This is a genomic window from Streptomyces sp. HSG2 (assembly GCF_016598575.1).
Lineage (GTDB): Bacteria > Actinomycetota > Actinomycetes > Streptomycetales > Streptomycetaceae > Streptomyces.
The window spans coordinates 1,582,770-1,605,099 of the sequence record NZ_CP066801.1; the positions used below are offsets into that span (position 1 = coordinate 1,582,770).

The following is a 22,330-nucleotide window of genomic DNA, read 5'->3' on the forward strand; positions in this document are numbered from 1 at the left end:
CAGCACACGCCGTCCTCCACGAGGTGCGCCTGTGTGCAGTCGCGGCCGTCAGACCCCGGCGGGTGCCCGGTCGGCCGTGCGGTCGTGTGCAGTGGCCTGTGCGGGCAGTGCAGCGGCCGTGCGTCGTGCGAGCTCGGCGCGGAACTCCGGGAGCCACTTCCGTGCGGTGCTGGGGTCGCGCTCCTCGCCGGCAAGCTCCGCGTCAGTGGGCTCTACGCCATCGGTGGCAACCTTGTGCATGTAGAGCTCCCATCCGCGCATCTTGGCGGGGCTGGTCCACCGCGGCGGCTCGTACGGAGCCGGGTCGGTAAGCGCGTCCATGAGTTCGTCCCGGGCCTGCTGGAGTGCGACCGTGGCGGCCCGGCGGATCTCCTCGGCCTCCCTGGCTGCCGCGCTGATACGCGCGGCCTCGTCCTGGGCCTGACGCGCGGCGTCCCGCGCCGCCCTCGTCGGCCCTGTTCTCCCGAAGCTACGGCGAAGCGACAAGTAACTCCCTGTAATCAGCGTGACGCTGGGTCAGGGACAGCGGGGCGGGGTCCGGGACTTCGCCGACCTGGAGGGCGGCGAAGTCGGCGCGGGCCTGGGCGACGGCTTCGGGGTACGCCTCGCGCTCGGCGTGCTCGGCCAGCGCCCGGTAGATGCTCGCGACGGACGGGTTCTGTCCCTTGCGCTTGCCGCTGGGGATGATCAGGTCGGGCTGGATCTGCTCGACGGACTCGCCTCCCGCGCGGCGCCGCAGCACGGTGTGCAGCATGTCGTCGGTGATGACCGGCGGCCGGCCGCCGTGCTTGCCCTTGCGGGCCGCGGTGTCGAGACCCTCCAGCGTCGACTCGCGGATGTTCTCCCGCTCGGTCTCCGCCATCGCCGCGAAGAAGGCAAACAGCAGCTTCCCCGGCCCGGTCGGATCGTAGATGCCGGGCAGCGGTCCGGCGAGCATTTCCAGGACCAGGCCGTGGGCGGTGAGGTGGTCGGCGAGCGCGGTGAGTTCGGCGGCGTCGCGGCCGAGCCGCTTCATCTCGTACACGGTTGTTCCGCAGCCGCTCCTGGTCCTCCTCCAGCAGCGTCCAGACCTCGATCAGGTCCTCCGGCTCCCACTCCTGCCGCACCCCAGACTCCTTCCGGTCGTCATGACCGGACCAACCTCGCCGAGCACGGCCCCCGATGAGCCCAGAAGATCAAAAACGCTGACAAGCACACCCCAGATCCGCTACAGAGAGCTACTTGTCACTTCGCCGCAGCTTCGGGAGAACAGGGCCTCCTCGGCGCGCCCGAGCCCGCACTCCGGGCACCACGCGGCGACCCGTGCCGGGTCACAGTCGTCGCCGTGCCTTCCGCGCCCGTCGGACGACGGCGGCGGCGCCCAGCAGCGCCACGGTCGCGCCCGCCGCGCCCGCGGCCGTGGCGTCCTTCCGGCCCAGCCGCCGGCCCGCGACGGTACGCCGTCCCGCCACCTCCTCCAGCAGTTCGGCCAGCACCTGCTCGTTGGTGTGGGAGGGTCGCCATCCGGCCTCGTGAAGGCGGCTTCCGCTCACCACCCAGGGGTACATCGTGTAGGCGAGATCGCCGGCGGGGGACGGGGTCAGTCCGATCCGGTGCAACCGCGCCGCCGCGCCGAGGGCCACCGCGGAGGGCAGTTCCATCCGTCGGATGCCGGCGATCTCCTCGACCTCCTCCTGTTCCAGCCAGCCGTCGCAGCCGACGACCAGTTCGCCCTCCACCTTCTCCAGGGCGGCGTACTCCAGCGCGCCGCACAGGTCCTCGATGTGGCAGAACTGCCAGGCGGGACGCGACCCGGCGACGACGAGCAGCCTCGGCGACTCGAAGTACCTGGTCAGCGCGGTGTCGGTGCCTCCGACCAGGACGGCGGGTCGGACCACGGTCACGTTGAGTCCCGGGTGGGCGCGCGGAGCGCGACGGGCGAGCCTCTCGATCTCCAGGAGGTCTCCGACCCCGGTGGCCTCGGCGGTGGCGCGCAGTTCGCTCTCCTCGGACAACGGCAGCTCGTTGTCCGGGAGGGCCCCGTAGACCATCGCGGAGGTGCAGAGCACGACACGGCGGACACCGGCCGCGGCAGCCGCCGTGAGCACGGTCTGCGTTCCCCGGACGTTGTACGCGGTCCTCGCCGCCGGATCCGACTCCAGGTCGAGGTCGAGAGCGAGGTGGACGACGGCGTCCGCGCCCCGCAATCGGTCCGCGATCGCCGGGTCTCTGACGTCGAGGAGGTGCCACTCCGCCTCGGCGCACTCCCCACGGCGCTCGTCGATGGCGACGACCCGTCCGACCTCGTCGGACTCCACGAGCCGGGCGACGAGCGCGGCGCCGACGCCGCCGGCCGCGCCGGTGACGGCGACGGCGGGGCCGCGCGGCGCGGGACCGGTCGACGGGTTTCGCGCTGCGCGAACCTGCGGATCTGGGGAACTCACCGGGCGTCTCCAGCGGTTGTCTTGAGTACGGGCGCGAGCGACGCGTACGTATCAGGTGGCACCCATCCTGCCGCAGGCCGTCACGCGGGGAAGCACCGAGGCCCGAACCGCCGGAGGTGTCTACGCTGGGTGGTGATGTCGGGCAGCCGCGCCGCCGGAACCGCCGGTGGCCTTACCAGCCGAGGAACCCCGTGAGTGACACCCCATTCGGATTCGGCCTTCCGTCGGAGGAGCCGGACGACGGCGACGAGGGCAAGAAGAGGGACCCGCGGAGCGGTGGTGGTCAGGGACCCGCCGACCCGTTCGGCTTCGGCCCCGGCGCCGGTGGCCCCGGGAGTCCGGGCTCGGACAACCCCTTCGCCGCCATGTTCGGATCCATGAACCCCAATGACCTGGGCGCCGCGTTCCAGCGGCTGGGTCAGATGCTCTCCTACGAGGGCGGCCCGGTGAACTGGGACATGGCCAAGCAGATCGCGCGCCAGACCGTCGCCCAGGGCGCTCCGGACGGCTCCAAGGACAGCAGCGTCGGCCAGGCCGAGCGCGACGCCGTCCACGAGGCGGTCCGGCTCGCCGACCACTGGCTCGACGACGTGACGGCGCTGCCGTCCGGCGCGGCAACGTCGGTGGCCTGGAGTCGCGCCGAGTGGGTGGAGGCCACGCTTCCGGCCTGGCGGGAGTTGGTCGACCCGGTGGCCGAGCGCGTGGGCTCCGCCATGGGCGAGGTCCTGCCGGAGGAAATGCAGGCCATGGCCGGCCCGCTGATCGGCATGATGCGGTCCATGGGCGGCGCCATGTTCGGCACGCAGATCGGGCAGGCCGTGGGTGTGCTGGCCGGCGAGGTGGTCGGCTCGTCCGACATCGGCCTGCCCCTCGGTCCGGCGGGCCAGGCCGCGCTCCTTCCCGCCAACGTCGACGCGTTCGGCAGGGACCTGGGGATCCGCCAGGACGAGGTGCGGCTCTACCTCGCGTTGCGGGAGGCCGCCCACCAGCGGCTGTTCGCGCACGTGCCGTGGCTGCGCTCGCACCTGTTCGGCGCGGTCGAGGGCTACGCGCGCGGCATCAAGGTCGACACGTCCAGGTTGGAGGACGTGGTCGGCCAGTTCGATCCGCAGAACCCGGAGCAGTTGCAGGAGGCTCTGCAGCAGGGCATGTTCCAGCCCGAGGACAGCCCCCAGCAGAAGGCCGCCCTGGCGCGGTTGGAGACGGCCTTGGCGCTGGTCGAGGGGTGGGTGGACGCGGTGGTGCACGCCGCGGCGAAGCCCCGTTTGTCGTCCGCCGACGCGCTCCGGGAGACGCTGCGGCGCCGACGGGCGTCCGGCGGTCCGGCGGAGCAGACCTTCGCCACGTTGATCGGCCTCGAACTGCGGCCGCGAAGGCTGCGCGACGCCTCCCGGCTGTGGGCTTCCCTGACGGACGCGCGCGGCCTCGACGGGCGCGACGCCCTGTGGTCCCACCCCGACATGCTGCCGACCGCCACCGACCTGGACGACCCGGACGGTTTCGTCCACCGAGAGCACATGGACTTCTCCGAACTGGACAAGATGCTCGGCGAGGCAGCGGGCGGCGACGGCGGCAAGAAGAACGGGCCGGGCACGAGCGAGGGCCCCGAGGACACGAGGGGCGACGAGGACGCGTGAGCCTGCACGAGGACGCGATCCTGGTCCTGAAGGGCCACCGGGGGCAGGAGGAACTCCGACAGGTGTACCTGGACCACCTGGCCGGCCATCCGGACGGAGTGTGGAAGACCTGCGCGGCCGGGCACGTGACGGCCAGTGCCCTGATCGTCGACCCGACGCGCGGGCGGGTGCTGCTCACCCTGCACCGAAAGCTGCGCCAGTGGTTGCAGACGGGCGGGCACTGCGAGCCCAAAGACTCCTCGCTGGCGGACTCCGCCCTCCGCGAGGGGACGGAGGAGTCCGGGGTCGAGGGGTTGCGTCTGCTGCCGGGCGGGCCCGTGCGGCTCGATCGACACCTCACGCCGTGCGCCTGGCACCTGGACGTCCAGTACGCGGCGATCGCCCCTCCCGAGGCCGTCGAGGTGATCAGCGACGAGTCCCTGGACCTGCGCTGGTTCGCCTACGACGAGGTCGGGAAGGTCGCGGACGGGTCGGTCGGGCGGCTTCTGCGGGCGACTCGCGCGCGCCTCTGAGGGCGGGCCACCGGCCGGGGCGAGGAGGTGCGCCCGCCGGGGGCCGTCGTTCGACCGGCCTCGGTACCACCGCGCGCTTGCGGGCTCGCACCTCTCCCCCGGCAGCCGCGGCGGGCGACCGGGGCGCGGGGCGGCCCGGTCCGGCGGCACGCGAGGCATCGGCCCCGGGCCTTGAGGACGATGTCATGGCGCCGGCGTACCCGCCACGGACGACGGGGTGTCGGCGGCCACCCCCTCCAGGTACCCGCGAGCCCGCTCGGTCCTCGGATACGCCTCCAGCAGTCGCCAGAACCGTGGCCCGTGGCCGGGGACGAGAAGGTGGGCCAGCTCGTGCAGCAGGACGTAGTCGACGACGTACTCGGGCATCCCCTGGAGCCGGTGCGAGAGTCGGATGCTGCCCTCGCTGGGCGTACACGAGCCCCAGCGGGTGTTCTGGTTCGTGACCCAGCGGACCGAGCGCGGACGGGCCCGCCCGCCGAAGTACTGGGCCGACAGCCGCTCGGCGCGCTCCGCCAGCTCGGCGTCGCCGATCACGCGTCTGCTCTCCTGGGCGGCGAGCTTGTCGAGCATGACGCCCACCCAGCGCCGCTCCTCCGCCTCCGACATCCGGGCGGGGATCAACACGACCGTGCGATCGCCTTCGCGGTACGCGGAGACCGTCCTGCGGCGACGGGGACTCCTGCGGATCTCGATGGCCTCTTCCGACGGGCCGCCTGGCGGCGGGCCGGCGGGCTGGCGGGAGGGCGTTCCGGCTCGGTGCAGTGGGTCGGCTGACACGCCCCGACGGTACCCGCTGCGCGCGGGGAAGTCCCGGCTCCCGGGCACTCGGGTGCTCCGCCGCCACCAGGCGTCGGATTCCTCGGACCATCCCACCTTCGCGGCCGGACGGCGGGGCCGGCCGCGGACCCGGTCCGGTAAGGGCCCCGGGCCCGCCGCCGACTCCGGTCCAGTACTACCGTGCGACCAGTAGGAACGTCGACCTCCCCCTGTGGACGACCACCGACGCCGGATCACGTGGTCGGGCATGCTGGCAGCCGTCGCCCCGACGGTCCGACCGCCGGCGGCACACAACCGCCAGCGTTTCCGGCACCGTGGGTCGGCCCACGGGCCGGCGGGACACGGGGGTCCGCTATGCATCCGATGATGAAGCCCGCGCTGCGGCGCGGCTGGCGCGATCGGCACACCGTGCAATTCGGCATGACGCCGGCGCACGCGCTGACGGTCAGCCCCGTGGACGGCGCGACCCACGGTTTCCTCGATCTGCTCAACGGGACCAGGGGCGCCCCCCTGCTCCGGGAGGCGGGGCGCCGCATGGACCTCCCGGAAGGCCACGTCGACCGCCTCGTCGATCGGCTGACACGCGTGGGTCTCCTGGACGACCCGCACGCGGGCGGGTCCGAGGCAGAGGGGCTGCGCGCCCGCCCGCGCGCGCTGGACCGGCTCCGGCCCGATCTGGCCTCGCTGACCCTGACGACCAGCGGACCCGGCGAGGCGATGCGCCTGCTGGCCGCCCGCCGGGCGCTCCGGGTACGCGTGTGGGGGGCGGGCCGGGTAGGCGCGATCCTCGCCTCCCTGCTCTCGGGGGCCGGGGTGGGCGAGGTCGAGGTGCGGGACAGTGGCCGCGTCGAGCCCTGGGACGTCGCGCCGGGCGGTCTGCCCCCCGAGGCCGTCGGCGACCGCCGGGAGGACGCGGCCCGGCGAGCGGTGCGCTCGGCCGCCCCGGACCGACCACCACGCAGGAGCAGGACGCGCGCCACCGAGGGCGACGGCGCGCCGGCCGTCTCTCTGGTGGTCCTCGCTCCCCGTGACGACGTCGCCGTGCACGCCCCCGTACCCGCCGACGCCGAAACCCTCATGACGGCCGGCATCCCCCACCTCTACACGGGTGTGGCCGAGGGCACCGGCGTGGTCGGGCCGCTGGTGCTCCCCGGGGAGACGGGGTGCGCGGGCTGCCTCCATCAGCACCGGACGGACCAGGATCCGGCGTGGCCTCGCCTGGTGGCCCAGTGGATCTCGGGGGCCGGTCAGCGCGTGGGACCGTGCGATCTGGCTCTGGCCACGGCAGTCGCGGGGTCGGCGGCGGCGCACGCTCTCGGTTTCCTCGACGGTCGCACCCCCTCCGGCGTCGGCACCCGCTGGGAGGTGTCCCTGCCCGGCCTGGAGTGGCGCGCGCACCCGGTGCCGGCGCACCCCGCCTGCCCGTGCGGTGCGGTGGGGGGCCCGGCGGGAGAACCCGACTCCGTCGGGGCGGGCGGACGCGCGACAATGGCGGAACGACGGCCGTCCGCTGCGGCATCTCCTGGCGATGGCGGGGCCGCCCGGCCGACCGGCACCTGGAGGGCGCATGTCTGATCTTCCCCGGAAGGCGGTCACGCGGACCGCCAAGCTCGCCGCGCTCCCGATCGGCTTCGCCGGCCGGGCCACCTGGGGCCTGGGAAGGCGGATCGTCGGGGAGTCGGCGGACCTGGTCGGGCGCCAGGTGCAGCAGCGCACCGCCGAGCAGCTCTTCAAGGTGCTCGGGGAGCTCAAGGGCGGGGCGATGAAGTTCGGGCAGGCCATGTCCGTCTTCGAGTCGGCTCTGCCGGAGGAGATCGCCGGTCCCTACCGGGCCACGCTGACCAGGCTTCAGGAGGCCGCCCCTCCGATGCCGGTCCGCACTGTGCGCTCGCTGCTGTCGCGACAACTCGGTTCGGACTGGGAGGAACTGTTCCTGGAGTTCGACGACCGTCCCGCCGCAGCGGCCTCGATCGGGCAGGTGCACCGAGGTGTCTGGCACGACGGTCGGGAGGTCGCCGTCAAGGTGCAGTACCCCGGCGCCGGGGAGGCTCTGACGTCCGACCTCAACCAGATCGGGCGACTCGCCAGACTCCTGGGACCCCTCGTCCCCGGCCTGGACGTCAAGCCCCTGGTAGAGGAGTTGCGGGACCGGATCTCCGAAGAGCTGGACTACGAGTTGGAGGCGGAGGCCCAGCGCGCCATCGCCGCGGAGTTCGAGGACGACCCGGACCTCGTGGTCCCCGACGTGGTCCACCAACGTGAGCAGGTCCTGGTCACGGAGTGGATCGACGGGATCCCACTGTCCTCGATCATCACCGACGGCACTCGGGAACAGAGGAACCGGGCGGGACAGTTGCTGGCGCGTTTCCTCTTCGCGGGCCCCGCGCGGACCGGCCTGCTGCACGCGGACCCGCACCCGGGCAACTTCCGGCTGCTTCCCGGCGGCTCGGACGAAGACCATTGGCGTCTGGGCGTCTTGGACTTCGGCACGGTCGACCGGCTCCCGGGCGGCCTGCCGGAGCCGATCGGGGTCTCGCTCCGGATGGCTTTGGACGGTGAGGCGGAGTCCGTCTACGACATGCTCCGCGCCGAGGGCTTCGTCGGAGAGTCGGTGGAACTGGACCCGGACGCCGTGCTGGACTACCTCCTGCCGATCATCGAGCCGGCGAGGGTCGACGGGTTCACCTTCACCCGGGAGTGGATGCGGGGCCAGGCGGCCCGCGTCGGGGACGTCCGCTCACCGGCCTACGAGTTGGGCAGGCGACTGAACCTGCCGCCCTCCTACCTCCTCATCCATCGGGTCACGCTGAGCACCGTGGGCGTGCTCTGCCAACTGGGGGCCGAGGTGGAACTGCGGAGCGAGTTGGAGGAGTGGCTGCCGGGGTTCGCCGCACCGAGTGACGAGGACGGAGCCACCGAGGCGTAGACCATTCCGCCGTCCGCGTGATACTTCGGAGTCGATCGCGCGGTCCCGCCCCCGAGGGGCACTCCCCGGGGGCGGGTCGGTGATTCGTGGACGCGGTGTCCGGCCGAGCCGACCCGCAGGATTGGACTGGACGCCTGGTACCGGCCCGAGCACGGGCGGCCCGGGACGAGCGCGGGCGAGGTCCGTCGGCGACACCACCCGCCGAGAGCGCCTCGTGGGGCGGGTGAGCGGCGCCCGCCCCACGAGGCCGGTGATGGTCCCGGGCCTCGGGCCCGGGAGGACGTCACTGCATGACGGCGATGGCCAAGGCTCGCCGGGCCCGGCGCGAGGCACGCTCGGCGCGGCGCTGCAACCGGCGGGCGGACACCACACGGGCGGCCCTCCTGTGCCGGTCGGCCTCGCGCAGCAGATCGCTCATATGCGCGCGAGCCAGGGCTTCTGGGATGAGTTGCATCTCTCGGGTCCTGTTCTGACGCGACTCGTACGCGCCGTGGAGAGTGAGGTCTTCGATGGCGGAGCCGGCGGGCTCGTGCGTGGACGGCTTCATCGGGGCCTGCTTCGTGGGGTCGTGCGTGAGAGGACGGTCGATGGTTCCCGGGGCGTTCATGCCACGACCGGGTTCTTGCGAGGGCGACCGCGGGGCCGCTTGCGGGCGACGACGACCCCTTGGACGAACAGCTCGCCACCCCAGACGCCCCAGGGCTCGCGACGCTCCTTGGCGCCGGCGAGGCAGGCCTCGATCAACGGGCAGGAGCGGCAGAGGGACTTGGCGTACTCGATGTCCGTCGGAGACTCGGCGAAGAAGACCTCCGGGTCGTAGGCGCGACAGGGGACGGGCGCGTCGAGGCCCTCGATGGCGTCGTCGAGAACGGTGAGCGCGGTCAGGGGGGTCAAGGAGTCCTCCGTGGGGACAGGTGGGGGTGTCGTGCCGGAAGGCGGTGCGGACGTGGCTCTCGGTGCGAGGTGCACGTACGGCCTCCATGTCTTGTCGTTCCGGCCGGTGGGCCGGTGGCGGCTGGTACCGGGTTCTGCTCGTTCGGGGCTCCTTCGGTCCGGGGCCCCGAACGCCGAAAACAGAAGGGCCGCGGATCCCGGATGGGGTTCCGCGGCCCTGAAGGCGCCGGTCTGATCGGTGATCAGGCTGGATCGATCCAGGGTTCTGGCCCACGGAAGGCCCACTCGATGAAGTGCTGCGTCGTCTGCTTCGGGAATTCGGCACCGGTCGCTTCGAAGGCGTAGGCAAGTGCCCGTGCCTTCACTGCCGCCGCTTCCGGTGCCTTGGTCGGTCGCGCGTTCCGCTCGTGGGCCACAAGGCCCACGGGGGCGACGAGGGTCGCCGGACGGACGGAGCGGAGGCCGGACAGACCGGTACCCGAGCCGAAGGCGCCGAGCATGCACAGGGAGACGGCCGAGCGGTCGATCACGCTCGCGGTGCGGGGGGTCTTGATGTCGATCACTGGGGCTCGCCTCCTCTCGGCGTCTAGGAGATCGGGTGAACCGATCCTCGGGCAGACAAGGACAACACGGGGAAGGGCCTTCGAAGAGGCCGTCGCTCCCGTGTGAAAGAACCTATGGGGATTCACGGCGCGCGCGCAAACCCTTTTCCCGACGACTTCGCGTCAATGCGCGTCGCCACCCTCTTCGGACCGTCCGCCCGCGCAGATGGCCAGGACATCGGGCCCGTAGCGCCTCAGTTTTCGGACACCGACACCGGGAATGCCGGCGAGTTGTCGATCGTCTTCGGGGACGGACTCCGCGATCGCCATCAGCGTCCTGTCGGTGAACACGCAGAAGGCGGGCTGTCCACTGGTCCGCGCCTGGGTCTCCCGCCACTCCCGCAGTCGGGTGTAGACGCCCTCGTCCATGTCCGACGGGCACTCCTCGCAACGCATCAGTTTCATCTCGCCCGGATCCCCGAGCAGGCGGCCACAGACCCGGCAGCGGGCCGGAACCCGCCGACGGGGGCGGCCGGCCTCCGGGGTGGAGGCTCCCGCCCGGGAGTCCGAACCGCGGTCCACCCCCGCGCCTCCGGCCGGGGCGGCGGGGCCGCCGGCCGCACCCGAGGCCCCCCGCACGCCGTCGAGGAACCGGCTGACCCGACGATGGGCGCGACCGCCGGGCGTGCGGGCCGCCGCCCAGGACACCCGGAGCCGATGGCGCGCACGGGTCACACCGACGTAGAGAAGTCGCCGCTCCTCCTCGATCTGCGCCTCCGTCTTCGCGTAGGCGATCGGCACCATGCCCTCGGCGACCCCGACCAGGAAGACCACGTCCCATTCGAGTCCCTTGGCGGCGTGCAGGGAGGCGAGGGTGACGCCCTGGACGGTCGGCGCGTGCTGCGCCTCGGCGCGCTCGTCCAACTCCGCGACGAGATCACGGAGAGTCGCCTCCGGGTGGGACACGACGAAGTCCCGCGCCAGATTCACCAACGCGGCGAGCGATTCCCAGCGCTCGCGGACGGCGCCCGAACCCGCCGGGGGTCGCGGGGTCCAGCCCTCCGCCGACAGTACGGCCCGGACCTGCGCCGGCAGGTCGGCGGCGTCGTCCAGGAGAGCGTCGTTTCCGCCGAAGCGGGCCGCCGCGCGCAGGGCCACGCGGGCTTTGCGCACCTCGGGACGGTCGAAGAAGCGTTCGGCACCCCGCAGGCGGTAGGGGATCCCGGCGTCGGCGAAGGCCTGTTCGTACGTCTCGGACTGGGCGTTGGTCCGGAACAGAACCGCGATCTCACCGGCCGGCACACCGGACGCGACGAGTTCGCCGATCCGGCGCGCCACCCCCTCCGCCTCCGACGGCTCGTCCGGGTACTCCGTGTAGTCGGGGCTCGGACCCGGGGGACGCTGGGAGACCAGTTCGAGACGGTGGTCGGCGGCCCGCCCCCGGGCTCGGGCGAGCACACCGTTGGCGAGGTGGACGACCTGGGGGGTGGAGCGGTAATCCCGGACCAGCCGGACGACGGTGGCCCCGGGGTGACGGCCGCGGAAATCCAGCAGGTAGTCGGGCGTGGCTCCCGTGAACGAGTAGATCGTCTGGCCGGCGTCACCGACCACGCACAGGTCGTCCCGGTCGCCCAGCCACAGGTCCAGCAGTCGCTGCTGGAGCGGGCTGACGTCCTGGTATTCGTCGACGACGAAGTGCTGGTACTGGGCGCGGACCTGCTCGGCGACGTCACGCCGGTCCTGGAGCACCCCCACCGTGAGCAACAGCACGTCCTCGAAGTCGATGACACCGCGACCGCGCTTGAGATGCTCGTACGCGGCGTAGAGCTGGGCGATCTCCGAGGCCTCGCGCGGAACCTCGCGCTCCGCGGCGACGACCGCGGAGGCGTAGTCGGCCGGAACGGTCTGGGTCACCTTGGACCACTCGATCTCGGCGGTGACGTCACGCAGCTCACCCCGGTCCAGACGGACCCCGCAGGTCGCCGCCGCGTCGGCCACGAGCTGGATCTTGCGGTCGACCAGGCGCGGCATCGGACCGCCGACCGCCCGCGGCCAAAAGTACTGGAGCTGCCGGAGCGCGGCGGAGTGGAAGGTGCGCGCCTGGACGCCGACCGCGCCCAGCTGCCGAAGCCGGCCACGCATCTCGCCGGCCGCGCGCTGGGTGAAGGTGACGGCCAGCACGCTGGAGGGCTGGAGAACGCCCGCCCGGACTCCGTAGGCGATGCGATGGGTGATGGCACGGGTCTTGCCGGTGCCGGCGCCCGCCAGGACGCACACCGGCCCCCGCAGGGCGGTGGCGACCTCGCGTTGCTCGGGGTCGAGCCCGGCGAGCACCGCGTCGGCCGTCTCCGGGACCGGCGGGAAGAGAGGGGAGTGCGTTGCTGCTGTCACACGGCCATGCTGCCAGGTCGCCGGCGACGGGTGCGTCGGTTGTCCACAGGGGCTCACCACCGGTACGACTCGTCCGATCGCGGTGGCGTGGGAATGGCGCGGAGACGCCGCGCGTTGTCCGACGACGGGTGCACCCGCACCCCTGCCGTCGAAGGAGCGCCGGATACATGTTGAGCACCGTGACGATGTACAGCACCACGTGGTGCGGCTACTGCCGTCGGCTGAAGAGCCAGATGGACCGTGAGGGCATCGCCTACACCGAGATCAACATCGAGCACGACCCCGACTCCGCGGCCTTCGTGGAGCGGGCGAACGGCGGCAACCGGACGGTGCCGACCGTCCGGGTCGTGCCCGCCGGCGGGAGCGGCGAGGTCGTGATGACCAACCCGAGCCTGGCTCAGGTCAAGGAAGCGCTCTCGGCCTGACTGGGCCCCGACACGGTCGTTTCCGGCGGCGGCCCCCGGAAACGACGGTCGTGTCGGGTCCGGGGCCGCCCCCGACCGTCAGCTCGCGCCTCGGGTCGGCAGGGGCCCGCCGTACCACCGCTCGATCAGCCGGCCCGCGATGGAGATGCCGTAAGGGGGCAGGATCCTCCCGGAGACGAAGGCCTCCGTCAACTCCGCCCGCGAGAACCAGTGGGCCTCGTGGATCTCGTCCCCGTCGACCACGATGTCGGTCGAGGTGGCGTGGGCCTGGAAGCCGAGCATGAGGCTGGAGGGGAAGGGCCAGGGCTGGCTGGCCACGTAGTCGACCCTGCCGACGGTCAGGCCCGCCTCCTCGCGGACTTCGCGGCGCACCGACTGCTCGATCGACTCCCCGGGCTCGACGAAGCCCGCCAGTGTGGAGAAGCGTCCCTCGGGCCAGTGGACCTGGCGGCCCAGCAGGATTCGATCGCGCCCGTCGAGCACCGCCATGATCACGGCCGGATCGGTGCGGGGGTAGTGCTCGGCGCCGCAGGCCGGGCAGCGCCGGACGTGTCCGGCCGCGGCGATGATCGTGCGCTCCCCGCAGCGGGAGCAGAAGCGGTGGGTCCGTTGCCAGTTCTCCAAGCCCACGGCGTGCACCATGAGCCCCGCGTCCCGGGCCGACAGCAGCAGGCCGGCCTCCCGGAGACCGGCGGGCCTGGCGGACTGGTCCATCCGGCCCGGCAACGAGTCCTTCTGCAGGGCGAAGTAGCTCACCCCGTTCTCGTCGACGCCCAGGAAGTAGCGGTGCGCCTCGGTCAGGGGGGCCTCGAAGGACGGCGTCGTGACCAGTTCGGTGCGTCCCTCGGGCGTCTCGTCGACCAGGACCTGCCCTCCCGAGACGACGAAACACCGGGTGGACGGATGACTCCACGCCGCCGCCAACCAGGCCTCGTCGAGCCGGTGGTGCGCGGCTCGGTCGATACCGCTGGCGGCGGTGAGCGAGACGGGCCGCTCCGTGCTGTGGTCGGTCCAGGTGGTCACGGGTGCTTCCAACTCCCTCGGTGGCGGTGGACGGACGGTGGGCGCGGCCGGCGACGACCGGCTCGGTCGCGTCCGCCGAGCGCGGGGCGGACGCGCCGGGCGCTCAGGCCCCCGACCCCCAGTGTTCGGCCAGGTCGCTCCAGAGATGCGCGGCGGCTTCCGCTCCCTTGAGGAGCAACTCGATCTCGATCTTCTCGTTCGGCCCGTGCCAACCGTCGGAGGGGACCGAGACCCCCAGGAAGAGCACCGGTCCGCCCAGGACGTCCCGCAGGTCGGCGGCGGGTCCGGAGCCACCCTCGCGGGTGTAGCGCACCGGACCGTCGAACGCGCGCTCCATGGCCCGTGTCAAGGACTTCAGGGCGGGGTGGTCCAACGGGGTCAGGCAGGGGCGGGTCGCCGGTGCGAACTCGACCTCGCCGCGGACACCGGCGGGCAGCCGCTCTCCCACCCAGGCCCTCACGGCCTTCTCCACCCGGTCCGGGTCCTGGCCCGCCACGAGGCGGAAGGAGAGCTTCACCGATGCCGCCGCGGGAATGATCGTCTTGCTTCCGGGGCCCTGGTAGCCGGAGCCGATGCCGTTGACCTCGGCGGTCGGTCGCGCCCACACGCGTTCCAGGGTGGTGTGGCCACGCTCGCCGTGGACCGCGTGGGAGTTCGCCGTGCGCAGCCACTCCGACTCGTCGAAGGGGAGCTCGGCGAAGAGCGCGCGCTCGCGGTCGGTGAGTTCGACCACTCCGTCGTAGAACCCCGGGATCGCCACCCGCTCGTCCTCGTCGTGCAGAGCGGCGACGAGGCGGGCCGCGACCGTCGCCGGGTTGGGCACCGCGCCGCCGAAGGAACCCGAGTGGATGTCCTGGTCGGGGCCGTACAGCCGGATCTCGCACTCGGCCAGCCCCCTCATGCCGGTGCAGACCGTGGGCGTGTCCCGCGACCACATGCCGGTGTCGGAGACCACCACCGCGTCGGCGGCGAGCCGCTCGGCGTGGGCCTCGACGAGGGCACGGAAGTGCGGGGACCCGGACTCCTCCTCCCCCTCGACCAGCAACCTCAGCGTGACGGCCGGCGCGGTGCGGCCCGTCGCGGCAAGGTGCGCGCGAACTCCGAGGGAGTGGAAGAGAACCTGCCCCTTGTCGTCGGCCGCGCCCCGGGCGTGAAGCCCCCCGTCACGCACCACGGGCTCGAAGGGATCACCGTCCCAGCCGTCCTCACGGGCGGCGGGCTGCACGTCGTGGTGCCCGTAGACCAAGACCGTCGGGGCGTCCTCGGATTCGGCGGGCCACTCGGCGTACACGGCCGGCGCCCCCGGCGTCTCCCATACCTCGACCGTGGGAAAACCGGTCGCGGTCAGCTTCGCCGCCAGCCACTCGGCGCTCCTGCGGACGTCCGGAGCGTGCTCCGGGCGGGCGGACACCGAGGGCACGCGCAGCCACTCGACGAGGTCGGCGAGGAAGGCGGCACGATGCTCCGCGACGAACGCGCGGACGGCGCTGACGGCGCTGTCAACGGGCTTGCTCATGCCCCCGAGCCTATCGGTCCCGTCCGACCTCCCGGTCGTGCGGTTCGTCACCGAGCGGCTCGCCCAGGAGCAGCCGCTCCAGCTCCGCGCGGCCCGGAAGGTCCGCGGGTCGCACCACCTCGCCGGTCCGCACGTACAGGAAGGCGGCGCTCACCGACTCCACCGGCACCCCCTGCTGTTCGGCCCACCCAAGCCGGTAGACCGCGAGTTGCAGGGGGTCGGCGGTCGGCGCGCGGTGCGTCTTCCAGTCGACGATCTCGTAGGTGGCCGACGCCCCCTCGCCCCGCCGGTAGACGGCGTCGACACGCCCTCTGACGATCCGCCCCGCGAGAGCCAGTTGGAACGGCGCCTCGACCCGGTAGGGGGTGCGCCGTGCGTACTCGGTGCGCCCGAAGGCCTCCTTGAGGCCCTCCAGGTCCGGCTCGTCGGCGATCTCGGCGTCTCTCGGCGGCTCCTCCGGGTCCGCCACGGGCAGCCGGAGTGCCTCGAAGCGCGCCTCCACCCAGGCGTGGAAGCGAGTGCCGCGGCGGGCGGCCGGCTGCGGCGGGCGTGGCATGGGGCGCGCCAGCTCCTGTGCCAGACCGTCGGGGTCGGCGGCGAGCCGGAGAAGCTGGGAGGCGCTGAGCGAGGTGGGAAGCGGCACCTCCGTCACCGTGTCGCGGGAGCGGAGCAGCTCTCGGGTGAGGATGTCGAGATCACGGTCCCAGGAGGCGACGGTGCGCGCCTCCTCCGGGGCGAGCGCGCCCAAGCGGTCCGTCCCCGCCTCCGCGAGGCCGACGGACGAGGGGATCCGGGGGGACCCGGCGCGCCGCGGCTCCGGGTTCGCGGGGCTCGGAGGTTCCTCGGCGGGGTCGTCGGGGCGGCTCCGCGCGTCGGCCGGGACGTCGCCCTCCCGCCCGTCGTCGTCGCGCGCCGGCGCCTGGTGCGGGACCGCGACGCCCGCCGTGCCGCCCCCGACGGGCGACATGCCGGGGTGTCGGGGCGCGTCGGGCGCGGGTCCGCCGGCGGGGCCGGCAGGCGCGGCGGGGACACGGCCGCGCAGGTGGGCGAGGACCAGTTCGGCGGCGGACCGGCGCCTGGCCTGCGCCGAGGCGTCCGGCGGCAGCGGCCAGGCGGGCCCGGAGTCGGCCTTGGAGAGGGCGGGGTTCCCGGCGCCCGGCGGCGGTGCCTCGGCCCACTGCTCGATCTCGCCGTGGCCCGCCACGCAGTGGTCGTGCAGCGCGGTCAGGAACTCGGACGGCCCCCTCGTCCGCTTCTGTGCGGGCCCCCACCAGTGGCCCGACCCGAGCAACAGGGACCGGGCGCGGGTGAACGCGACGTAGCCGAGACGCAACTCCTCCACGTGCTGGTGGTCCCTCATCCTCTGGTGGAAGGACTTCATTCCCCGGGCGTCCCAGGACTCGACCTCCGGCAGGGTGTCCCGGTCCCCGCGCAGGGCGTGCGGCAACACCCTGCCGCGTGCCGTCCACTTCTCCCGCCCCCGTTCGCCGGGGAAAGCGCCCGCGACGAGGCCCGGGACGACGACGACGTCCCATTCCAGTCCCTTGGCGCGGTGCACCGTGAGGATCTTGACGGTGTCCTCCCCGCCGGGGAGGTCGTTGTCGAGCCCCTTCTCGTACCGCGCGGCCGTGCGCAGGAACCCGATGAAGGCCCCCACCGTGGCCTCGCCGTCGCTCGCGGCGAAGGACGCGGCGACGTCGAGGAAGTTCGCCAGGGTCTCGCGACGCCGGGCGGCCAGCGCGTCGGGCGAGGCGGAGAGCTCGACCTCCAGACCGGTGACGGTCAGGATCCGGTGCAGCACGTCCATCAGCGGGTCGGACAGCGAGCGGCGCAACTCCCTCAGTTCGGCGGCCAGACGTGCGAACCGCACCCGCGCCTCCGACGAGAAAGGCAGTCCGTCGTCCTCCCGGTCCGCGTCCATCGGCGTGTCGAGGAAGGTGTCGAGGGCGTCCGCGAGGGAGACCACCTCGGCCGGGTCGGCGCCCGCCACCGCCGCCACGAGCCGCCGGTCCGGGTCGGCGGACTCGGTGTCGGCGTGGGCGACGAGCGACCTGGCCCTGCGCCCCAGCAGGGCCAGATCGCGTGGTCCGACACGCCACCGCGGGCCGGTGAGCAGGCGCACCAGCGACGCGTTGGCGCCGGGGTCCTGGAGCACCTCGCAGACGGCGACGAGATCGGCCACCTCGGGCAGGTGCAACAGCCCGGAGAGGCCCACGACCTCCACCGGGACCTCCCGCGCCACGAGCGCGGCCCGCAGATCGGCGAAGTCGGTGGCCGTGCGGCACAGCACGGCGATCCCCCCCGGCGACCGCCCGGTGTCGACCAGATCGGCGACGGACCGGGCGACCCACGCGATCTCCTCGGCGTGCGTGGGCAGCAGGGCACAGCGCACGGCGCCGTCCCGCTCCACACCCGAGGCGGGACGGAGGGCCTCCACGCCCGCGTGCATCGCCCGCAGCGGCGCGGCGAGCCCGTTGGCCAGCTCCAGGAGCCGGCCGCCGCTGCGGCGGTTCTCGCTCAGCGCGTACCGGGCGGCGGGGCGGCCGTCGGGGTGGGTGAAGTGCTCCGGGAAGTCGTCCAGGTTGGCGACCGAGGCCCCCCGCCACCCGTAGATCGCCTGGCAGGGGTCGCCCACCGCCGTCACGGGATGACCGGTGGCCCGGCCGAACAGATCGGCCAGGAAGACCCGCTGGGCGACGGAGGTGTCCTGGTACTCGTCGAGCAGCACGACGCGGAACTCCGCGCGGAGGATCTCGCCGACCTCGGGGAGCCGGGCGAGCCGCGCGGCCAGGGCGATCTGGTCGCCGAAGTCGAGCAGGTCCCGCGCGTGCTTGGCGGCCCGGTAGCGGATCACCAGGTCGGTCAGTTCGCGGCGGACGGCGACGGCCTGGGGGACCCCGCGCAGATCGTCGTTGGTCAGGCGGGCGCCGTCCAGCACCCGCGACAGGTGGGCGTCCCAGGCAAGCAGCTCCTCGGGCTCCACCAGGTGCTCGGACAGTTCGGCGTCCAGGGCCGGCATGTCGGCGACGAGGTCGCCGAAGGAGTGGGTCAGGGCCGGATAGGGGCCGGGGGCCTCGCGGAGGACCCGCGCCGCGAGCTGGTGGCGGGTGGCGTCGGCGAGCAGGCGGGTGGTCGGTTCCAGACCGACCCGCAGACCGTGGTCGGCGAGGAGACGCCCGGCGAAGGCGTGATAGGTGGAGATCACCGGCTCGCCCGGGTCCGCCGCCTCCGGCACCACGGCGTCCCGCACCGGGCCGGTGACGCCGGCCCGCGACAGGGCGACGCGGACCCGCTCCGCGAGCTCACCCGCCGCCTTGTTGGTGAAGGTGAGGCCGAGCACCTGCTCGGGGGCGACCAGCCCGGTGCCGACGAGCCACACCACCCGGGCGGCCATCACCGTCGTCTTGCCGGACCCCGCTCCGGCGACGATGACCTGTGGAGCGGGCGGAGCCGTCACACAGGCCATCTGCTCCGGGGTGAACGGGATGCCCAGGAGTTCCTTGAGCTGCTCGGGATCGGTGATGCGGGCGGACACCCGTCAGAGGGTAGCGGCGGACGCCGACAGCGGTCGCCGTGCCGGAGTCCGATCCGTACCGGGCCGGGACGCGGGCGGATCGTCTCGGCGACGCGAGCGGTCGGCGCGAGTCGGCGCCCGCGCGGCCGGCGGTTCACTCGACCACGTGCCGGCCCTCGGGGCGCGCGCTGCACGCCGAGCGGAAGGCACAGTGGGAGCACTCGCGACCGGGCGTGGGGGTGAAGCGCTCCTGGAGGACCTTGCCGGCGGCGGTCGCCAGCAGTCTCCCGGCCCATTCTCCGTCCGGCGGCTCCTGACCCTGCACCCTCGGCAGGGCGTCGCCGCCCTGCCGAGCCGGGGCACCCAACCGGAGCTGGACCAACTCGGCGCCACCCGGTTCCGGGCGCGTGCCGCCGAACGCGTCGTCCACCGCGCCCTCCGCCACGGCCAGCTGATAGACGGCGAGCTGCGGGTGGTGTTCCACCTCGGGCCCGGTGAGCGCGCGGCGGCCGGTCTTGAAGTCGACGACGTAGGCCCGCCCCCGATCGTCGCTCTCCACCCGGTCCATCCGGCCGCGCACCCGTACCTCGTACTCCCCCGCCGTCAGCGTGACGTCGAAGTCCCGTTCGCTGGCCACCGGCGCGCGTCCCCGGCGGTCCGACGTGTGCCACCGCAGGAAGCGTTCGAGCGCGGCACGCGCGTCGGCCCGTTCCTGCGTCGACTTCCAGGGGGCGTCGAAGGCGAGGGCGTTCCAGACGGAGTCCAGCCGCTCCATGAGCACGTCGAGATCGGCGGGGGTCCGCCCGGAGGCGACTTCGTCCGCCAAGGCGTGGACGACGTTCCCGAAGCCCTGCGCGGCGGTCGCGGGCGCGTCCGCCCTCACTTCGCGCGCCAGGAACCACCGGAGCGCACAGGTGTTGGCGAGTTGGTCGACGGCGCTTCCGGAGAGCACGACGGGCCGGGCGCGGTCGCGAAGCGGCACCGCGGACTCGGTCGCCTCGAACATCCCCCACCAGCGGTGGGGGTGCGCGGACGGCGCCAGGGGGCGACCGTCCGCGTCGGTGAGCGCGGCCAGCCGGGCCAGCCGGCGGGCCGCCGCCTCGCGCAGCGCCTCCGAAGCCCGAGGGTCGACGGTGGTGGCCCGCAGATCGGCCACGAGCGCCGTGACCGACAGGGGGCGCCGCGGCCGACCGGGGACGTCGCGGGGCTCGACGCCCAGCTCCGCGAGGAACCGCGATGGCCGGTCCCCGTCGTCCGCCGCCGCCTTCACGGCGGTCACCACCAGGCGATCACGGGCGCGGGTGGCGGCCACGTAGAACAGGCGTCGTTCCTCGGCCAACATCGCACCGGGGGTCAGCGGCTCGGCGAGCCCGTCCCGCCCGATCCGGTCGGCCTCCAGCAGGGAACCGCGCCGGGTCAGACGGGGCCACAGCCCCTCCTGGACACCCGCGACCACCACCACACGCCATTCCAAACCCTTGGCGCGATGCGCGGTCGTCAGACGGACCGCGTCCGGGCGCACGGCGCGACGCGTGAGGGTGTCGGCGGCGATGTCCTCGGCCTCCAACTCCCGGAGGAAGAGCAGGGCACCCCGGCCGCCGACCCGTTCCTCCACCCGCGCCGCCGCCGCGAAGAGCGCGCACACGGCGTCCAGGTCGCGGTCGGCGTTCCTCCCGGCGACTCCCCCTCGCCGAGAGGCCCGTTCCAGGCGGGTCGGCCAGGGGGTGCCGTCCCACAGGTCCCACAGCGCCTCCTCCGCCGTTCCTCCGGAGGCCAGGCGTTCACGGGCCGCGCGCAAGAGCGCCCCCAAGCGCTGGGCACCGCGCGCGTACCCGGGGTCGTGCACGGCGAGGCGTTCGGGTTCGGCAAGGGCCCGGGCGAGCAGTTCGTCCGACGGCGGCGGGGTGTTGCCCGCGGCGCGCTCCTCCTCGCGGAGGGCCCTGCCGAGGCGGCGCAGATCGGCCGGGTCCATCCCGCCCAGGGGCGAGGTCAGCAGGGCGCGGGCGGTCTCCGTCGATGGCCACGAGGGTTCCGCCGGCGCGGCCCGATCGTCAGGCGCGACGCTCTCCCCGGGCCCCTCCGGCGGGCGTGCGGCGGTGGCCTCGCCCTCCGCCCCCCGGTGAGCGTCCGGCTCGGTCCGCGTGGCCCGCTCCGCCGCACCCCCCGGCGTGGCCTCCGCGGCGGCGACCGCCCGCAACGCCGTCAACAGGGGGGCGACCGCCGGCTCGTGCCGCAGGGGCAGGTCGTCGCCGTCGACGTCGACCGGCACCCCGGCGGCGGTGAGCGCCCGGCGCGCCGCGGGTATGGTCCGCGACCCGGCACGGACCAGGACGGCCATGTCGTTCCAGCGGACGCCGTCCTCCAGGTGGGCCCGGCGCAGGATGTCGGCGATGTTGTCCAGTTCCGCGCCCGGCGTGGGGAAGGTGAACACCTCGACCCGGCCGCCCTGACGTGTCGGGGAGGGCCGGCGGTGGACGCGCGCCCGGTCCGCCGGGAGCCTCGACAGCGGCATGCGTTCGGCCACCCGGCGGGTCGCGTCCAGGAGCACGGCTCCGGATCGCCGGGAGGTGTCCAGGACGCGGACGGGGGCCGGTCGGCCGTCCGCGCGGGCGAACATCCGGGGGAAGTCCAGGATGCCGTTCACGTCCGCGCCGCGGAAGGCGTAGATCGACTGGTCGGGGTCGCCGAAGGCGAGCAGGGTGCGGCCACCGCCGGCCAGTGCCCGCAGCAGGCGTACCTGGGCCGGGTCGGTGTCCTGGTATTCGTCGACGTACACCGCGTCGTACTCCGCGGCGAGCCGGCCGGCGACGTCGGGGCGGTGGGCGAGCAGCGCCGCCCGGTGGGACAGCTCGGCGTAGTCGATGACGCCCCGGAGGTCGAGCACGTCCAGGTACTCGGCGAGGAAGGAGGCCGCCGCCGCCCAGTCCGGCCGGCCGGTGCGCCGGGCGAAGGCCCCGAGCGCTTCCGGGCCCAGCCCGAGCTCCCGGCTGCGGGCGAGCACGGCGCGGACCTCGTCGGCGAAGCCGCGGGTGGTCAGGCAGGCGCGGAGCTGGTGCGGCCAGCTCACGTGGGCGAGACCGAGGCGCTCCAGCTCGCGCTGTCCGTCGAGCAGTTCGCGGACGGTGACGTCCTGCTCGGGCCCCGAGAGGAGCCTGACGGGTTCCTCCGTCGGACCGGCTGAGGAACAGGCGCGGACGAGGGCGTACCCGAACGAGTGAAAAGTGGTCGCGCGCGGCGCACGCGCCGCTCCCATGCGCAGCGCCATGCGGTCGCGGAGTTCGACGGCGGCCCGCCGGCTGAAGGTGAGCACGAGGAGCCGCTCCGGGTCGCCGCCCCGGGCGATCCGTGCGGCGACCGACTCGACGAGGGTCGTGGTCTTGCCGGTACCCGGGCCCGCGAGGACGAGAAGCGGACCGGACCGATGGTCAACCACGGAGCGCTGGGCGGCGTCCAGGAGAGCGGGATCCACCCGCTCGGGCGGGGTCCGGACCAGACGGTAGGCACCGCGACCGCCCCGGCGTACGCGGGGGCGCGGCGGTGTCTCGGTGAATGAGGGGGAGCTCACGTGGTGGCCGGTCCTGGTGGGTGTGCTGGCGGGACGTCCGCCCTGTCGGGCGGGGTGCGACGACGGGGACGAAGGGGGCACGCGCGGGGGAGCCTACGCCGACCCGGGCCGTGCGCGCCGGGGGTCCCCCGAACCGTGGAGGTCGATTCCCGGGGCCGCGGGACCGCGGCCGGGTGCGGCGCGGG

Annotated in this window: 17 protein-coding genes; 5 read left to right on the forward strand and 12 right to left on the reverse strand. The window is 73.8% G+C overall.

From position 1 onward, the window contains the following. Window positions 1–48 precede the first annotated feature (48 nt). The 3 genes from JEK78_RS06410 to JEK78_RS06420 form a co-directional block, all read right to left on the reverse strand. Entirely contained in the window at window positions 49–486 is a 438-nt protein-coding gene (locus JEK78_RS06410; protein ID WP_200263135.1) for a hypothetical protein, read from the reverse strand. Next, a complete protein-coding gene (locus tag JEK78_RS06415) occupies window positions 470–1,015 on the reverse strand; it encodes a recombinase family protein (RefSeq protein WP_242483369.1) in 546 nt (181 codons plus the stop codon). Before JEK78_RS06415 ends, JEK78_RS06410 begins: the two co-directional genes overlap by 17 nt. 295 nt (window positions 1,016–1,310) lie before the next feature. Next, complete coding sequence (locus JEK78_RS06420; protein WP_200263136.1) at window positions 1,311–2,423, reverse strand: SDR family oxidoreductase; 1,113 nt, start codon at window positions 2,421–2,423, stop codon at window positions 1,311–1,313. A 191-nt stretch (window positions 2,424–2,614) separates the two neighbouring features. Between JEK78_RS06420 and JEK78_RS06425 the strand changes: the two genes are divergently transcribed. Beyond that, window positions 2,615–4,060, forward strand: a complete 1,446-nt coding sequence (locus JEK78_RS06425; RefSeq protein ID WP_200263137.1) for a zinc-dependent metalloprotease — start codon at window positions 2,615–2,617, stop codon at window positions 4,058–4,060. Continuing rightward, window positions 4,057–4,572, forward strand: coding sequence for an NUDIX hydrolase (locus tag JEK78_RS06430; protein WP_200263138.1), 516 nt, complete (start codon window positions 4,057–4,059; stop codon window positions 4,570–4,572). Before JEK78_RS06425 ends, JEK78_RS06430 begins: the two co-directional genes overlap by 4 nt. 183 nt (window positions 4,573–4,755) lie before the next feature. Here the strand turns inward: JEK78_RS06430 and JEK78_RS06435 are convergent, their stop codons facing one another. Beyond that, window positions 4,756–5,349, reverse strand: a complete 594-nt coding sequence (locus tag JEK78_RS06435; RefSeq protein WP_200263139.1) for a M48 family metallopeptidase — start codon at window positions 5,347–5,349, stop codon at window positions 4,756–4,758. A gap of 354 nt (window positions 5,350–5,703) precedes the next feature. On the opposite strand from JEK78_RS06435, the gene JEK78_RS06440 reads away from it, so the two are divergent. Continuing rightward, window positions 5,704–6,924, forward strand: a complete 1,221-nt coding sequence (locus JEK78_RS06440) for a TOMM precursor leader peptide-binding protein (protein ID WP_200263140.1) — start codon at window positions 5,704–5,706, stop codon at window positions 6,922–6,924. Beyond that, a complete protein-coding gene (locus JEK78_RS06445; RefSeq protein WP_200263141.1) occupies window positions 6,917–8,275 on the forward strand; it encodes an AarF/ABC1/UbiB kinase family protein in 1,359 nt (452 codons plus the stop codon). The genes JEK78_RS06440 and JEK78_RS06445 overlap by 8 nt, the downstream gene beginning before the upstream one ends. A gap of 283 nt (window positions 8,276–8,558) precedes the next feature. On the opposite strand, the gene JEK78_RS06450 is transcribed toward JEK78_RS06445, so the two are convergent. The 4 genes from JEK78_RS06450 to JEK78_RS06465 all read right to left on the reverse strand — a co-directional run bounded on the left by JEK78_RS06450 (window position 8,559) and on the right by JEK78_RS06465 (window position 12,102). Beyond that, window positions 8,559–8,882, reverse strand: coding sequence for a hypothetical protein (locus tag JEK78_RS06450; RefSeq protein ID WP_200263142.1), 324 nt, complete (start codon window positions 8,880–8,882; stop codon window positions 8,559–8,561). Next, on the reverse strand, window positions 8,879–9,244 hold the full coding sequence (locus JEK78_RS06455; protein WP_200263143.1) for a WhiB family transcriptional regulator: 366 nt from the start codon (window positions 9,242–9,244) through the stop codon (window positions 8,879–8,881). The genes JEK78_RS06450 and JEK78_RS06455 overlap by 4 nt, the downstream gene beginning before the upstream one ends. A gap of 167 nt (window positions 9,245–9,411) precedes the next feature. Next, complete coding sequence (locus tag JEK78_RS06460; RefSeq protein ID WP_200263144.1) at window positions 9,412–9,732, reverse strand: hypothetical protein; 321 nt, start codon at window positions 9,730–9,732, stop codon at window positions 9,412–9,414. 162 nt (window positions 9,733–9,894) lie between these two features. Further along, window positions 9,895–12,102, reverse strand: coding sequence for an ATP-dependent DNA helicase UvrD2 (locus JEK78_RS06465; protein WP_200263145.1), 2,208 nt, complete (start codon window positions 12,100–12,102; stop codon window positions 9,895–9,897). Window positions 12,103–12,269: 167 nt separating this feature from the next. Here JEK78_RS06465 and JEK78_RS06470 point away from each other — a divergent pair, with 167 nt between their 5' ends. Further along, window positions 12,270–12,527, forward strand: a complete 258-nt coding sequence (locus tag JEK78_RS06470; RefSeq protein ID WP_200263146.1) for a mycoredoxin — start codon at window positions 12,270–12,272, stop codon at window positions 12,525–12,527. A gap of 78 nt (window positions 12,528–12,605) precedes the next feature. Here the strand turns inward: JEK78_RS06470 and nudC are convergent, their stop codons facing one another. The 4 genes from nudC to JEK78_RS06490 form a co-directional block, all read right to left on the reverse strand. Beyond that, window positions 12,606–13,550 (reverse strand): NAD(+) diphosphatase, encoded by a 945-nt coding sequence (gene nudC / locus JEK78_RS06475; RefSeq protein WP_200263147.1) that lies wholly within the window; start codon window positions 13,548–13,550, stop codon window positions 12,606–12,608. A 103-nt stretch (window positions 13,551–13,653) separates the two neighbouring features. Next, window positions 13,654–15,066: a dipeptidase gene (locus JEK78_RS06480; protein WP_200263148.1), complete on the reverse strand. Its 1,413-nt coding sequence runs from the start codon at window positions 15,064–15,066 to the stop codon at window positions 13,654–13,656. A gap of 10 nt (window positions 15,067–15,076) precedes the next feature. Continuing rightward, on the reverse strand, window positions 15,077–18,601 hold the full coding sequence (locus JEK78_RS06485; protein WP_200263149.1) for a UvrD-helicase domain-containing protein: 3,525 nt from the start codon (window positions 18,599–18,601) through the stop codon (window positions 15,077–15,079). Window positions 18,602–18,734: 133 nt separating this feature from the next. After that, window positions 18,735–22,145: an ATP-dependent DNA helicase gene (locus tag JEK78_RS06490; protein ID WP_200263150.1), complete on the reverse strand. Its 3,411-nt coding sequence runs from the start codon at window positions 22,143–22,145 to the stop codon at window positions 18,735–18,737. Between the last annotated feature and the right edge of the window lie 185 nt (window positions 22,146–22,330).